Annotated in this window: 10 protein-coding genes; 4 read left to right on the forward strand and 6 right to left on the reverse strand. The window is 62.0% G+C overall.

Features of this window, described 5'->3' with window-relative positions; all coding sequences use genetic code 11:
* Positions 1-60 precede the first annotated feature (60 nt).
* Genes C5F53_RS01355 through rsxB form a run of 4 tightly spaced genes read left to right on the forward strand, consistent with a single transcriptional unit; the run spans position 61 to position 4,836 of the window.
* Positions 61-1,269 carry an amino acid aminotransferase gene (locus C5F53_RS01355; RefSeq protein ID WP_105259536.1) on the forward strand — a complete coding sequence of 403 codons (1,209 nt, stop codon included), beginning with the start codon at positions 61-63 and terminating at the stop codon, positions 1,267-1,269.
* 53 nt (positions 1,270-1,322) lie between these two features.
* Positions 1,323-2,678 (forward strand): phospholipase, encoded by a 1,356-nt coding sequence (locus tag C5F53_RS01360; protein WP_105259537.1) that lies wholly within the window; start codon positions 1,323-1,325, stop codon positions 2,676-2,678.
* Positions 2,679-2,725: 47 nt separating this feature from the next.
* Positions 2,726-4,153 carry a polyhydroxyalkanoate depolymerase gene (phaZ, locus tag C5F53_RS01365; RefSeq protein WP_105259538.1) on the forward strand — a complete coding sequence of 476 codons (1,428 nt, stop codon included), beginning with the start codon at positions 2,726-2,728 and terminating at the stop codon, positions 4,151-4,153.
* Entirely contained in the window at positions 4,150-4,836 is a 687-nt protein-coding gene (gene rsxB, locus C5F53_RS01370) for an electron transport complex subunit RsxB (protein ID WP_105259539.1), read from the forward strand. The genes phaZ and rsxB overlap by 4 nt, the downstream gene beginning before the upstream one ends.
* Positions 4,837-4,869: 33 nt before the next feature.
* Here rsxB and C5F53_RS20405 read toward each other — a convergent pair whose 3' ends face one another.
* The 6 genes from C5F53_RS20405 to scpA all read right to left on the reverse strand — a co-directional run bounded on the left by C5F53_RS20405 (position 4,870) and on the right by scpA (position 14,687).
* Positions 4,870-7,197 (reverse strand): methyl-accepting chemotaxis protein, encoded by a 2,328-nt coding sequence (locus C5F53_RS20405; protein ID WP_236635170.1) that lies wholly within the window; start codon positions 7,195-7,197, stop codon positions 4,870-4,872.
* 171 nt (positions 7,198-7,368) lie between these two features.
* On the reverse strand, positions 7,369-7,845 hold the full coding sequence (locus C5F53_RS01380) for a VOC family protein (RefSeq protein ID WP_105259540.1): 477 nt from the start codon (positions 7,843-7,845) through the stop codon (positions 7,369-7,371).
* Positions 7,842-9,890 carry an acetyl/propionyl/methylcrotonyl-CoA carboxylase subunit alpha gene (locus C5F53_RS01385; protein WP_105259541.1) on the reverse strand — a complete coding sequence of 683 codons (2,049 nt, stop codon included), beginning with the start codon at positions 9,888-9,890 and terminating at the stop codon, positions 7,842-7,844. The genes C5F53_RS01380 and C5F53_RS01385 overlap by 4 nt, the downstream gene beginning before the upstream one ends.
* Before the next feature lie 33 nt (positions 9,891-9,923).
* Positions 9,924-11,456, reverse strand: a complete 1,533-nt coding sequence (locus C5F53_RS01390) for an acyl-CoA carboxylase subunit beta (protein WP_105259542.1) — start codon at positions 11,454-11,456, stop codon at positions 9,924-9,926.
* Positions 11,457-11,493: 37 nt separating this feature from the next.
* Positions 11,494-12,519: a methylmalonyl Co-A mutase-associated GTPase MeaB gene (gene meaB, locus C5F53_RS01395; protein WP_105259543.1), complete on the reverse strand. Its 1,026-nt coding sequence runs from the start codon at positions 12,517-12,519 to the stop codon at positions 11,494-11,496.
* Positions 12,516-14,687 carry a methylmalonyl-CoA mutase gene (gene scpA / locus C5F53_RS01400; RefSeq protein WP_105259544.1) on the reverse strand — a complete coding sequence of 724 codons (2,172 nt, stop codon included), beginning with the start codon at positions 14,685-14,687 and terminating at the stop codon, positions 12,516-12,518. The genes meaB and scpA overlap by 4 nt, the downstream gene beginning before the upstream one ends.
* Between the last annotated feature and the right edge of the window lie 91 nt (positions 14,688-14,778).

The following is a 14,778-nucleotide window of genomic DNA, read 5'->3' on the forward strand; positions in this document are numbered from 1 at the left end:
CCCGCATCGCAGGCCGCGGTACCGGGTCACTCCCCGACATTCCAATCACAGGACTTTTCCATGTCTCTTTTCTCCGCCGTCGAAATGGCTCCCCGCGACCCTATCCTGGGTCTGAACGAACAATTCAACGCTGACAGCAACCCCAACAAAGTGAACCTGGGCGTGGGCGTGTATTTCGACGACAACGGCAAGCTGCCCTTGCTGCAATGCGTGCAAGCCGCTGAGAAAACCATGATGGACAAGCCCACCGCCCGCGGCTACCTGCCCATCGACGGCATCGTGGCCTACGACAACGCCGTCAAAGGCTTGGTGTTTGGTACGGACAGCGAACCCGTCACCTCCGGCCGCGTGGCCACCGTGCAAGCCATTGGCGGCACCGGCGGCCTGAAGATTGGCGCCGACTTCTTGAAGAAGCTGAACCCCGCCGCCAAGGTGCTGATCTCTGACCCCAGCTGGGAAAACCACCGTGCGCTGTTCACCAATGCCGGTTTTGAAGTGGGTACCTATGCGTACTTTGACGCAGCGGCCAACGGTGGCAAGGGCGGTGTGAACTTTGAAGGCTACCTGGCCAGCCTGAACGCTGCTGCCGCTGGCACGGTGGTCGTGCTGCACGCCTGCTGCCACAACCCCACCGGCTATGACATCACCCCCGAGCAATGGGACCAAGTGATTGCCGTGGTGAAGGCCAAAAACCTGACACCTTTCCTGGACATGGCCTACCAAGGCTTTGGCTACGGCATCTCTGAAGACGGCGCCGTGATCGCCAAGTTTGTCGCCGCTGGCCTGAATTTCTTTGTGTCCACCTCGTTCTCCAAGAGCTTCAGCTTGTACGGCGAACGCGTGGGCGGCCTGTCCGTGCTGTGCAAGGACAAGGAAGAAGCCGGCCGCGTGCTGTCGCAACTGAAGATCGTCATCCGCACCAACTATTCCAACCCACCCACCCACGGCGGCGCCGTGGTGGCTGCGGTGTTGAACAACCCCGAGCTGCGCGCCCTGTGGGAAAAGGAACTGGGCGAAATGCGCGTGCGTATCAAGGCCATGCGCCAGAAACTGGTCGACGGCCTGAAGGCCGCCGGTGTCAAACAGGACATGTCCTTCATCACCACCCAGATCGGCATGTTCAGCTACTCCGGTCTCTCCAAGGACCAGATGGTGCGCCTGCGCAGCGAGTTCGGTGTCTACGGCACCGACACCGGCCGCATGTGCGTGGCCGCGCTGAACAGCAAAAACATCGACTACGTGTGCGCGGCCATCGCCAAGGTCATTTGATCCAAGCCCAATATGCTGCTAGACCGCATGCAATATGCGCAAGCAGCTATTAAATGCATAGCACACTGCGTTTGACCCGGCTGCGCACCCTTTGCCTGACGCTGGTTTGGTGCGTGGTTGGCACGTCGGCCTGGGCCGGTGGCAACCACACGCAGGCCAGCTACCGGGCATTGGAAGGTATGCCAGAACTCAGCCAGGCCCCGCGGGCCGTGGTCGAGTCGCTGGACACGTTCTTGCGCGCCCAGGAGCAGACACTGGAAGCACTGCTGGCCAGCCAGGAGGCCTGGGCTATGGCCGCCGTGGAGTATTACCCCGCGCTCCCCGATGCCCTGGCCTTTGTGGCCAACCCCCAACGCAGCGACGAGGCCCGTCGACAGGCCTTTTTGGCCGCCTTGCGCATCGCCCCCAACAGCAAGCTCAACCTATTCTTGGAGCCGGACGCCAAAGGCAGCGATGGCTTGCAGGCCGGCTACGCCACGTTAAGCCTGGCCGACGTAAGCAGCCTGCCCCCGCCCCATGCCGCCCATGCCGAGAAGCGCTTTGTCGCCATCAAGCCGGGCGACCTGGTCAGCCCCCTGGCCGTGCTGGCCACCGCCACCGACGAGCCTGATTACGGGCTGGACAGCTTTTTGTGGGAAGACAGCCCCACCGGTTGGGGCAAGTTATGGGGGCTGGGCAGGCAGCCGTTTGGCAACCTGACGTCGGCCGCCGCATCACAGCGGCCGTTTGACGTGGGGTTTTTCCACGAAGACCGCATGTTGTACAGCGTTGCCCCCTGGGCCAAACGCTCCATGGTGCAAGCGCGGTATTACCAGTATTCCAGCCTGTCCGCCCTGGCGCTGCGCACCGGCCACGACTACTGGGGTTGGCGGTTTGCCGGCCTGGCCCTGCACTACCTGCAAAGCCTGACCCACCCCTACCACGCCCGCCTGGCGCCCGGGGAGTCCAGCGCCAAGCTGCTGGCCTACAACACCCTGGCCCGCATGGGGCTGCCCGGCCCGCGCAATGCGCGCATCCGCGCCATCACCAACCAGCGGCTGGTGCTGGACGCCCTGCAGGCCCAGCTGCTGCCCCAGAGCACCAAAGCCCTGCAAACACAGGACAAAGACAGCAGCTACCCCGAATGGAATGACCGCTACCTGCGCACCGTGGTGGCCGCCCAGACCGCCGCTCTGGCCGACAACGCCCAGCGCACGCTACTGGAAACCCTGCCGCCCGAGTGGGTGGCAGAAGCCCTGATTGACTTGCAGCCCCAAGATGCGACCATGCGTTTGCTGCCAGACCTGCTGGCACAAGACCCTACGCGACGTGCACGGTTGCAGGCCTTGGTGGCCGAATTAATGGGCAATTTTGGTGCACACAGCCGCAATGCCCTGCGTGCCATTGTCAAATCCGGCAACCGTTATTAAGACCATTGCTGTTATATTGCACTGCAACATTTCCTGAGGTTCCCCCCATGCTGTACCAGCTTTACGAAACCCAACGCTCCCTGATGGAGCCGTTTTCTGACCTGGCACTGGCCGCTGCCAAGCTCTACAACAACCCGCTGTCGGTGGTGGGGCAAAACCCCTTTGCCCAGCGCCTGTCGGCGGGTTACGACCTGATGCACCGCCTGGGCAAGGACTACGAAAAACCCGAGTTCGGCCTGCGCACCATCGATGTGGACGGCGTCGACGTGGCCATCCACGAACGCGTGGAATTGAACAAACCCTTTTGTGAACTGCGCCGCTTCAAGCGCTTTACCGACGACACGACCACCCTGGGAAAGATCAAGGGCCAGCCTGTGGTGTTGATCGTCGCGCCGCTGTCGGGCCACTACGCCACGCTGCTGCGGGACACGGTCAAGACCATGCTAAAGGACCACAAGGTCTATATCACCGACTGGAAAAACGCCCGTCTGGTGCCGCTGGCAGACGGCGAATTTCACCTTGACGACTACGTGAACTATGTGCAGGAGTTCATCCGCCACGTACAGGGCAAATACGGCAACTGCCATGTGATGAGCGTGTGCCAGCCTACCGTGCCAGTGCTGGCTGCCGTGTCGCTGATGGCCAGCCGCGGCGAAACCACGCCGCTGACCATGACCATGATGGGCGGCCCGATTGACGCCCGCAAGTCCCCCACCGCGGTGAACAACCTGGCCATGAACAAGAGCCACAGCTGGTTTGAGAACAACGTGATCTACCGCGTGCCCAGCAACTTCCCCGGTGCGGGCCGCCGCGTCTACCCCGGCTTTTTGCAGCACACCGGTTTTGTGGCCATGAACCCCGACCACCACGCCAAGAGCCACTACGACTACTTCAAAGACCTGATCAAGGGTGACGACGCCAGCACCGAAGCCCACCGCAAGTTCTACGACGAGTACAACGCCGTGCTGGACATGGACGCAGACTATTACCTGGAGACCATCCAGGTGGTGTTCCAGGAGTTCAGCCTGGTCAATGGCACCTGGGATGTGAAGAACCCCCAAGGCAAGCTGGAACGTGTGAAGCCGGCTGACATCAAGACCACCGCGCTGATGTCGGTGGAAGGTGAGCTCGACGACATCTCCGGCGCCGGCCAGACCGAAGCCGTGCACGACATCTGCAGCGGCGTACCCAAGAGCCAGCAGCGCCACTTTGAGGCCAAGGGCGCCGGCCACTACGGCATTTTCTCGGGCCGCCGCTGGCGCGAACATGTGTACCCACAGGTCAAGGCCTTTATCAAGGCGCACCCGCTACCTGTGGCCAAGGCCGAACCGACCGCCAAACCAGCGCCAGCAGCAACAGTTTCCAAGCCTGCCGCCAAACCCGTTTTGGCTAAAAAAGTGGCCGTAGCCCCCGTAAAACCTGCGCCAACAGCTCCTAAAAAGGTAGCGACCAAGCGCAGCGTCAAGAGCAAGTGACCGCGGGCACGACAGCTGCACCGCCCCTGGTGCAGCGCCTGCTGGACGCTCTGCCCCAAACGCAGTGCACCCGCTGCGGCTACCCCGACTGCGCCGCTTACGCACACGCCATGGCAGTGGGCGAAGCCGGCATCAACCAGTGTCCGCCCGGCGGGGCCGAAGGCATCACGCGTCTGGCGGCCATCACCGGCCAGCCCGTGTTGCCGCTAGACCCCGCCTTTGGGGTGGAAGCGCCGCGTAGCGTGGCCTTCATCGACGAGAACTGGTGCATCGGCTGCACCCTGTGCCTAGACGCCTGCCCCACCGATGCGATCATCGGCAGCAACAAACGCATGCACACGGTGCTGGAGCAGCATTGCACGGGCTGCGAGCTGTGCTTGCCGGTGTGCCCGGTGGACTGCATCCTGCTGGAGAACGTGAGCGGCAGCCAGACCGGCTGGAGCGCCTGGCCCCAGCCGCTGGCTGACGAGGCACGCACCCGCTACAGCGCTCGCCAAAGCCGCCGCAGCCGCGAGGAGGCAGAACATGCCCAGCGACTACAGGACAAGGCAGAAATGAAACTGGCCGACCTACCCGCCCACTCCCAACACACCGACCCGGCCGTGCTGGACCAAAAGCGTACCGTGATTGAGGCGGCCCTGGCGCGCGCCCGGGCCCGTGCAAAGCCCGGCGGCGGCAGCTAAACGACCACAGCCGCCGCCAGTGCCGACGCAGCTTTACAGCGCGGCCATCAGGTTCTTGTAGACACCGCAGCCAACGAACACATCGTCCACCTGCACCACATACGACATCTTGGTCTGCACCTTGCCGTTGAGCGGGTTGACGATGTCGTATTCCACCCAGCCTGGGGCCACCGAGGCCTGGCCGACAATGGAGGCCATCAGGGCGTTGCCATCGATACCGGCTACGTCCTGCACACGGGTGCCCACCTTGGCCGGGTTGCCACCAAAGGCCAGGTACTGGCCACTGCGGTCCAGTACAAACACATACATATCGCGATCAAACAAAGCGCTTTCCTTGGGCGTAACCTCGCGCACAAAAGCGTCGCGGCTGCCCGCCCCGCGGCGTAGCGACAGAGCGCGCTCCACCAGGGCACGGGCCTCATCAGCCGAGCCCTGCTGCAGCTTGAACACCGACACCGCATCCGACAGCACACTCGCGCGCTCCTGCAGGGCGGTGGCCTGGCTCACAGCCTGCTCCACCATGGCGGCGTTCTGCTGGGTAATCTCGTCGAGCTGGCGAATCGCTGTGGTGATTTCCGCCAGGCTGTTGCTCTGCTCGGCGCTGGACGCCGAGATGTGCGACATATTGGCCGCCACATCGCGCACACCATCCACAATGCGTGTGATGTTGGCGCCGGCCGCACGGATTTGGGCCACCCCGGTCGCCACCTGGGCACTGGAAGCGCCAATGAGTTGGCGAATCTCTTTGGCCGACGCTGCGGACCGCTGCGCCAGCGAACGGACCTCAGTCGCCACCACGGCAAAGCCACGACCCGACTCACCGGCACGGGCGGCTTCCACCGCTGCATTCAACGCCAGGATGTTGGTCTGGAACGCCAGGCCATCGATCACACCCACGATTTCGTCCATGCGTTTGGTGCTGGCCTCAATCGCCTCCACCGAAGCAATCGCTTCCACCATGCCCTGCGCGCCCTGCTCCGCCACGCCGCGCACCGCTTGCGCGGCTTGGTCGGACTTTTGGGCGGTGTGGGCGTTGTCCTTCACGGTGGAAGACAGCTCCTGCACGCTGGCCGAGGTTTCTTCCAGGTTGGCAGCCTGTTGCTCGGTACGGCCCGACAAGGCCTCATTGCCCGTCACCAGCACATCCCCGGAATTGGCCACCAGCGCCGAGTTGCTGCGCACACTGGCCACCATGACGGAAATGTTGTTCACCATCACATCCATGGCATGGGACATTTCCGACAGCTCGTCTTTGCCACGAATTTTGACCGTGTGGCGCAAATTTCCACTGGCAGTCTCCTCCATGAATCGCAGCACCTGGCGCAAGTCTTGCAAGAAACTGAAGTTAAACGACAACATGAAATACAGCAGCGCCAACACGGTGAGTACGCTCACCCCAGCGGTAACCCACAGCATCGTGACCGTGCGGTCCAGGCGCTGCTGCAGCAGGCGGTGAACACCTTGTACCGCCGAGCTTTGGTACGCAGCTATCGCCTCAATGGTCTGCGTTCCAGCGTTGAAATAGGTTTGCGATTCGCCCGTGGTGGCCCCGGCAGCGAAACGTTCACGCGCCAGTTTGGAAAAACTGCTGCTGGCCTCCAGCGCTTTTTCGCCTAAGGGCTCTTTCACCCCCATGGCCTGCATCAGCGTCTGGGCGTACTTCACATCCTGTGCCCAAGCGTCCAGCGCGTCGAGCTGGGTGCGCACCCGGGTGGCACCGTTCTCATCCAGGGTGGGCTGGCTCAGCAAACCTGCCCCCTGCCCGCGCAGGCGCCCGACCTGTTCGGTCCAGGGAATCAGGCGCGACACGGCCATGTCCATCAGCGTATAGGTCACCGGGTCAGGATCGAACAAGAGACTGGATTCGTTGGCAATGCCGTAGACAAACCGCGCCAGGTCTTCAATCAAGGCGGTGTGCAGCGCAAAGCTTGCAGGCGCAGCCTTGCCCTCCAGCGCCGGAATGAGGGCATCCACGCGCTCCCGCAGCGCCTTCCACTCGGCACTGCTCACGGCGCCGGCCTGGCGGGTGACGTTGGCATCCAGCTGGTCACGCGCTGTCTTCAGGGATTCGCGGGTTTTGTCGCGGGCGCCTTGCACGGCGGTGTTGCCAGACAAAAGCATATTGGTCTGCCCGCGGTGGGTTTGCAGTTGGCGGACCAGCGCACTGGCATCCTCCACCATGGCAATGCCCACCAGCTCAGCGCGGGTCATGGCGATTTCACTGCGCTCCCGGCCAATCAGCTCGGCGGCGATGAAAAACAGGGGCACGAGCACCACCACCGTCACCAAACCCAGCTTCACGCCAAAGCGCATGCGGCGCATCAGCCAAATACCGGCGGAAAAAACCTTACCCAGCTTCATTGTTGTCTCCTCGTCTGCGCTACAGCGCGGGCCCGCAAAACCAGTGAACCCCTGTCCAAACTGCCAAAGGTATGTGTTTATTCAAGCACTTTTGGCTGACTGTAACCCTACCGATAGCGGAGCAAACGCCAAGAAACCCGTAAAAGCCCGGCCAAATGCCATGCAAACCGCCTAGTGCGCAGACAAAGCCTGGATCACATCGGGCGGTGCCTGCACCAGCTCAATCAACACGCCCTCGCCCGCAATCGGAAATTCATCGTTGCTTTTGGGGTGCAAAAAGGTGATGTCGTACCCCGCTGCCCCCTTGCGGATGCCGCCGGGCGCAAAACGCACGCCCTTGGCGGTGAGCCACTCCACGGCCACCGGCAGGTTGTCGATCCACAGGCCCACATGGTTCAGCGGCGTGGTGTGCACCGCTGGCTTTTTGTCCGGGTCCAACGGCTGCATCAAGTCCACCTCGACCTTGTACGGCCCGGTGCCCATGGAGCAAATGTCCTCGTCCACATTCTCTTTTTCGCTTTTGAATGTACCAGTGACTTCCAGACCCAGCATGTCCACCCACAGGGTTTGCAGGCGTTTTTTGTCAGGGCCACCGATGGCAATTTGCTGGATGCCCAGCACCTTGAAGGGCCTGGTGTTCTGGCTCATACGAACTCCACAATCGCCTGGTCCACGCTCAGGCTCTCGCCCTTGGCCGCCAACACCTTGCCCACCACACCATCGGCAGCGGCAAACAACACGTTTTCCATCTTCATGGCTTCGATCACGGCCACACGTTCACCGGCCTGCACCTTCTGGCCGGGCACCACGGCCACATCCACCAGCAGGCCCGGCATGGGCGAGAGCACATAGCGGCTCATGTCAGGCGGTGCCTTGTGCGGCATCAGCGCATGCAGCTCGGCCATGCGCGGGGACATGACCAGCGCGTCGATGCGGGTGCCGTTGTGCTGCACCCGCAGGGCCAGCGGGTTCTTGGGCGTGCCGCGTTCAATTTGCGCGGTGAAGGTTTTTCCGTTGACCGTGCCGGTGATGGCAATGTCGTTGAGGCGCGATTTGCTACGAATAACATAGCTGCTAGCGCTCACGGTGACTCGCGCAGAGCCGGTTTCGCCTTCAAACTCATCCACATGCACCGGCGCGTAGCGGTGGTTGCCCGCCGCATCCAGCGTCACCACCACATAGTCCTTGCCGGCGTCCACCGCGTAGCCGGGCAGTTGGCCCGACAGGCCCGCCGCACGCTCACGCGACTTGCGGCGCACAAAGGCGGCCAACGCGGTGAGAAAGGACGCATCGTCGTGCGGCACGTCTTCGGCAAAAAAACCCTTGCCATAGTTCTCTGCAATAAAACCAGTGTTGAAATCCCCCGCCACAAACCTGGGGTGCGCCAGTAGCGCGGCCTGGAAGGGGATGTTGCTGGACACGCCACGGATCACAAAGCCGTTCAGCGCTTCGCGCATCTTGGCAATCGCGTCCAGCCGGTCTTTGCCGTGCACGATGAGTTTGGCAATCATCGAGTCGTAAAACATCGGAATCTCGCCACCATCCTGCACACCGGTGTCCACCCGCACGCCCAGCAGGTCGGCCGTGTTGCCTTGCCACATCGTCTGCTCGGGTGGTGCAAAACGCACCAGGCGGCCGGTGCTGGGCAGGAAATTGCGGAACGGATCTTCGGCGTTGATACGACATTCGATAGCCCAGCCGTTACGCTGCACATCTTGCTGTTCCAGCGGCAGCTTTTCGCCGGCCGCCACGCGAATCATCAGCTCCACCAGGTCCAGTCCGGTGATGGCCTCCGTCACCGGGTGCTCCACCTGCAAGCGGGTGTTCATTTCCAGAAAGTAAAAACTCTGGTCTTTGCCGACGACGAACTCGACGGTACCCGCGCTTTGGTACTTCACGGCCTTGGCCAGCGCCACCGCCTGCTCGCCCATGGCCTTGCGCGTCGCGTCGCTGATGAAGGGGCTTGGCGCCTCTTCAATCACCTTCTGGTGGCGGCGCTGGATCGAGCATTCACGCTCGTTCAGGTAAATCACATTGCCATGGCTGTCGCCGATCAACTGGATCTCAATGTGGCGCGGCTCTTCTACAAACTTTTCGATAAACACCCGGTCATCGCCAAAGCTGTTGCGCGCTTCGTTGCGGCACGACGTGAAACCTTCCAGCGCTTCCTTGTCGTTGAAAGCCACGCGCAGGCCCTTGCCACCGCCGCCCGCCGACGCCTTGATCATCACGGGGTAACCAATGCCCTTGGCAATCTCGACGGCCTTCTCTGCCGTTTCAATCGCGTCGTTCACACCGGGAATGCAGTTCACACCCGCCTTGCCCGCCAGCTTCTTGGATTCGATCTTGTCGCCCATGGCGCCAATCGAATAGTGTTTGGGGCCAATGAAGGTGATGCCCTCTTCTTCGCAGCGCTTGGAGAACTCCGCGTTCTCACTCAAGAAGCCGTAGCCCGGGTGCACCGCCTGTGCGCCGGTTTGTTTGCAGGCCGCAATGATCTTGTCGGCCAGCAAATAACTCTCGCGACTGGGTGCGGGGCCGATGTTTACGGCCTCATCGGCCAGTGCCACATGGCGGGCCTCTTTGTCCGCGTCCGAATACACGGCCACGGTTTTGATGCCCATCTTGCGGGCCGTCGCAATCACGCGGCAGGCGATTTCGCCACGGTTGGCGATCAGGATTTTGGTGAACATGGTGCTTGTCCTTTTTTTGTTCTCAGGCGGCGATCAGAGGGGGATGTTCCCGTGTTTGCGCCACGGGTTTTCCAGCTTCTTGTCCTTGAGCATCACCAGCGAACGGCAGATGCGCTTGCGGGTTTCGTGCGGCAGGATCACGTCGTCGATAAAGCCGCGTGCGCCAGCCACAAACGGGTTGGCAAAGCGGGCTTTGTATTCGGCTTCCTTCGCGGCCAGCTTGGCGGGGTCGCCCTTGTCTTCGCGGAAGATGATTTCCACCGCGCCCTTGGCCCCCATCACCGCAATCTCGGCGTTGGGCCAGGCAAAGTTGACGTCGCCACGCAGGTGCTTGGAGCTCATCACGTCATACGCACCGCCATAGGCCTTGCGCGTGATCACCGTGATCTTGGGCACCGTGCACTCGGCATACGCATACAGCAGCTTGGCGCCGTGTTTGATGATGCCACCGTACTCCTGGCTAGTGCCGGGCATGAAACCGGGCACGTCGACAAACGTGATCACCGGAATGTTGAACGCATCGCAGAAGCGCACAAAACGTGCGGCCTTGATGGAACTCTTGATGTCCAGGCAACCGGCCAGCACCAATGGCTGGTTGGCCACGATGCCAATGGTTTGACCGTCCATGCGGGCAAAGCCAATGATGATGTTCTTGGCGTACTCGGGCTGGATCTCGAAGAAGTCGCCATCGTCCACGGTCTTGACGATCAGCTCCTTCATGTCATAGGCCTTGTTCGCGTTCTCGGGCACCAGCGTGTCCAGGCTCAAGTCCTTGCGGTCGCTGGGGTCGCCGCTCTTGCGCACCGGGGCTTTCTCGCGGTTGTTCAGCGGCAGGTAGTTGTAGAGGCGTCGCAGCATCAGCAGCGCTTCCACATCGTTCTCAAACGCCAGATCGGCCACGCCGCTCTTGGTGGTGTGGGTGATGGCACCGCCCAGCTCTTCGGCCGTCACCTCTTCATGCGTCACCGTCTTCACCACTTCGGGGCCAGTGACAAACATGTAGCTGGAGTCTTTGACCATGAAGATGAAGTCCGTCATCGCTGGCGAATACACCGCGCCGCCAGCACTTGGCCCCATGATCATGCTGATCTGCGGAATCACGCCGCTGGCCATGACGTTGCGCTGGAACACATCGGCATAACCACCCAGCGACGCCACACCTTCCTGAATACGCGCGCCGCCCGAATCGTTGAGACCAATCACCGGCGCGCCGACCTTCATCGCCTGGTCCATCACCTTGCAAATCTTCTCGGCATGCGCCTCGGACAGCGCGCCGCCAAACACCGTGAAGTCCTGGCTGAATACGAACACCAGGCGACCATTGATCATGCCGTAGCCGGTGACCACGCCGTCGCCCGGAATCTTCTGGTCTTGCATGCCGAAGTCCACACAGCGGTGTTCGACAAACATGTCCCACTCTTCAAACGTGCCTTCGTCCAGCAAAATTTCCAGCCGCTCGCGCGCGGTGAGTTTGCCTTTTTTGTGTTGGGCGGAGATGCGCTTTTCGCCACCGCCCTGGCGCGCGAGTTCGCGCTTGGCTTCGAGTTGTTCAAGAATGGCTTGCATGAAAAATCCTTCTCGTCTGAAACGTTCTAATTGCTATCTATTTAGGAGCTGCTGGCGCAATGGAGTCGGAGGCTGAGAGCAGATTTCGTGCTGCAGTGCTGGCTGCCAGCTCGCCCGCCTGCACCGCTGCGGTCAACCGCGGCAAGGCTTCGCGCACCGCCGGGTTGTGCTTGAACGCGTGCTTGAGCCCCGCGTCAATACGCTCCCACATCCATGCCAGCGACTGGTTTTGGCGGCGGGTGTGGAACAGGCCATTGGCGTTCTGCAAGGTTTGGAATTCGCTCACCGCAGCCCAGAAGGCGTCCACACCCGTGCCATGCAAGGCACTGAGCGACATCACTCTGGGCTGCCAGTGTTTGTCACTGTGCGGGTCATTCGGATTTCCATGCATTCCCAGCAGCCGCAGGCTGGAGGTGATCATGGCTTGCGCACGCGTCGCCGCGTCGGCGTCAATGTCGGCCTTGTTGATGACCACCAGGTCCGCCAGTTCCATCACGCCCTTCTTGATGGCCTGCAGATCGTCGCCCGCATTGGGCAGCTGCATCAGCACAAACATGTCGGTCATGCCCTGCACCGCAGTCTCGCTCTGGCCCACGCCCACGGTTTCCACAATCACGATGTCGTAGCCCGCAGCCTCGCAGACCAGCATGGCCTCACGCGTTTTCTCAGCCACGCCACCCAGCGTGCCGCTGCTGGGGCTCGGGCGGATAAAGGCCCTCTGATGCATGGAGAGTTTTTCCATGCGCGTCTTGTCACCGAGGATGGAGCCGCCGGACACGCTGGAAGACGGGTCAATAGTGAGCACCGCCACGCGGTGACCCTGCGCGATCAGGTGCAAACCCAGCGCCTCGATGAAGGTGGACTTGCCCACCCCCGGCACACCGCTGATGCCCAGGCGCAGCGACTTGCCGGTGTGCGGCAGCAGCGCAGTCAGCAGCGCATCGCCCTGCGCGCGGTGGTCGGCCCGCGTGGACTCCAGCAGGGTGATGGCTTTGGCAATGGCACGGCGCTGCGCAAGGGACTCGCCCCCCAGCAATCCGGCCTGAACCGATGCAGGGGTCACCCGAGGGCCTTCTCGATCTGATTCAGCACGTCGCGTGCGCTCACCGGGATTGGCGTGCCCGGGCCGTAAATGCCTTTGACGCCTGCGGCGTACAAGAAGTCGTAGTCTTGCCGAGGGATCACGCCGCCGACGAAGACGATGATGTCATCCGCGCCCTGCTTCTTCAGCTCGGCAATGATGGCGGGCACCAGCGTCTTGTGGCCTGCGGCCAGGGTGGATACACCCACAGCATGCACGTCGTTTTCAATCGCCTGGCGGGCGCATTCTTCGGGGGTTTGGAACAGCGGGCCCATGTCCACGTCAAAGCCCAAGTCAGCAAAGGCCGTGGCTACCACTTTGGCGCCGCGGTCGTGGCCGTCCTGGCCCAGCTTGCTGATCATCACGCGTGGGCGACGGCCCTGCTTTTCGGCAAAGCTGGCGATGTCGGCTTTCAGCGTATTCCAGTAGTCCATGGTGTCTCCATTGGCGCTGTCGTAGGCTGCAGCGTACACGCCGCTGACCTTATTGGTGTCGGCACGGTGGCGGCCATAGGCTTTCTCCAACGCGTCGCTCACCTCGCCCACCGTGGCACGCAGGCGCACGGCCTGAATGGACAAGTCCAGCAGGTTGCCCGTGCCACTCTCTGCTGCAAAAGTGATAGCTGCTAGCGCAGCATCCACGCGGGCTACATCGCGTTTTGACCTTATTCCCTGGAGGCGGGCGACTTGCGACTCGCGCACCGCCACGTTGTCGATATCGCGTGCTTCGACCACGTCTTCGCTCTTCAGCTTGTACTTATTGACGCCCACGATCACGTCCTGCCCGCTGTCAATGCGCGCCTGCTTGTCGGCAGCGGCGGCTTCGATCTTCAGCTTGGCCCAGCCGCTGTCCACGGCCTTGGTCATGCCGCCCATGGCTTCGACTTCTTCGATGATGGTCCACGCCGCGTCGGCCATGTCTTGCGTCAGCTTCTCCATCATGTAGCTGCCGGCCCAAGGGTCGATCACATTGGTGATGTGGGTTTCTTCCTGGATGATGAGCTGGGTGTTGCGGGCAATGCGGCTGGAGAACTCGGTGGGCAGCGCAATCGCTTCGTCCAGCGCATTGGTGTGCAGGCTCTGCGTGCCGCCAAACACGGCAGCCATGGCCTCGATGGTGGTGCGCACCACGTTGTTATACGGGTCTTGCTCGGTCAGGCTCCAGCCGCTGGTCTGGCAGTGCGTGCGCAACATCAGGCTCTTGGGGTTCTTCGCGTCAAAGCCCTTCATGATGCGGCACCACAGCAGCCGCGCCGCGCGCATCTTGGCAACCTCCAGATAGAAGTTCATGCCAATCGCCCAGAAGAACGACAGGCGCCCGGCAAACTCGTCCACGTCCAGCCCGGTGGCAATCGCCGTCTTCACATACTCCTTGCCGTCGGCCAGCGTGAAGGCCAATTCGAGTGCCTGGTTGGCGCCCGCCTCCTGCATGTGGTAACCCGAGATGCTGATCGAGTTGAACTTGGGCATGTTCTTGGCCGTGTAGCCAATGATGTCGCCGATGATGCGCATGCTGGGCGCGGGCGGGTAGATGTAGGTGTTGCGCACCATGAACTCTTTCAGAATGTCGTTCTGAATCGTCCCGCTCAACTGGTCCTGCGCCACACCCTGCTCTTCGGCCGCCACCACATAGCCCGCCAACACCGGCAACACCGCGCCGTTCATAGTCATCGAGACCGACACCTTGTCCAGCGGAATCTGGTCGAACAGGATCTTCATGTCCTCGACCGAATCAATCGCCACACCGGCCTTGCCCACGTCGCCCGTTACGCGCGGGTGGTCGCTGTCATAGCCGCGGTGCGTGGCCAGATCGAACGCCACCGACACGCCCTGCCCGCCTGCGGCCAGCGCCTTGCGGTAGAAGGCGTTGGACTCTTCGGCGGTGGAGAAACCGGCGTACTGGCGGATCGTCCAGGGGCGCACGGCGTACATCGTCGCCTGCGGGCCGCGCAGGTAGGGCTCGAAGCCGGGCAGCGTGTCGGCGTGTTTCAGGTCTGCCGTGTCGGCCGCCGTATAGAGGGGTTTGACCGCGATGCCGTCGGGCGTGATCCAGTTCAGCGCGTCCACATTACCGCCGGGCGCGGACTTGGCGGCCGCTTTGGCCCAAGCGTCCAGCGTGGCGGTTTTGAATACAGGGTTCTGGTCAGTCATGGCGTGGTCCGCGGGTCGTTCATGGGCTCCCCCAAGGTGGAACCGGGAGGGTAATCCCGGCAGCGTTGGGGTGGAAGCGAGTTTACATTAT

Source organism: Rhodoferax sp. TS-BS-61-7 (assembly GCF_002943465.1).
GTDB lineage: Bacteria > Pseudomonadota > Gammaproteobacteria > Burkholderiales > Burkholderiaceae_C > Allorhodoferax.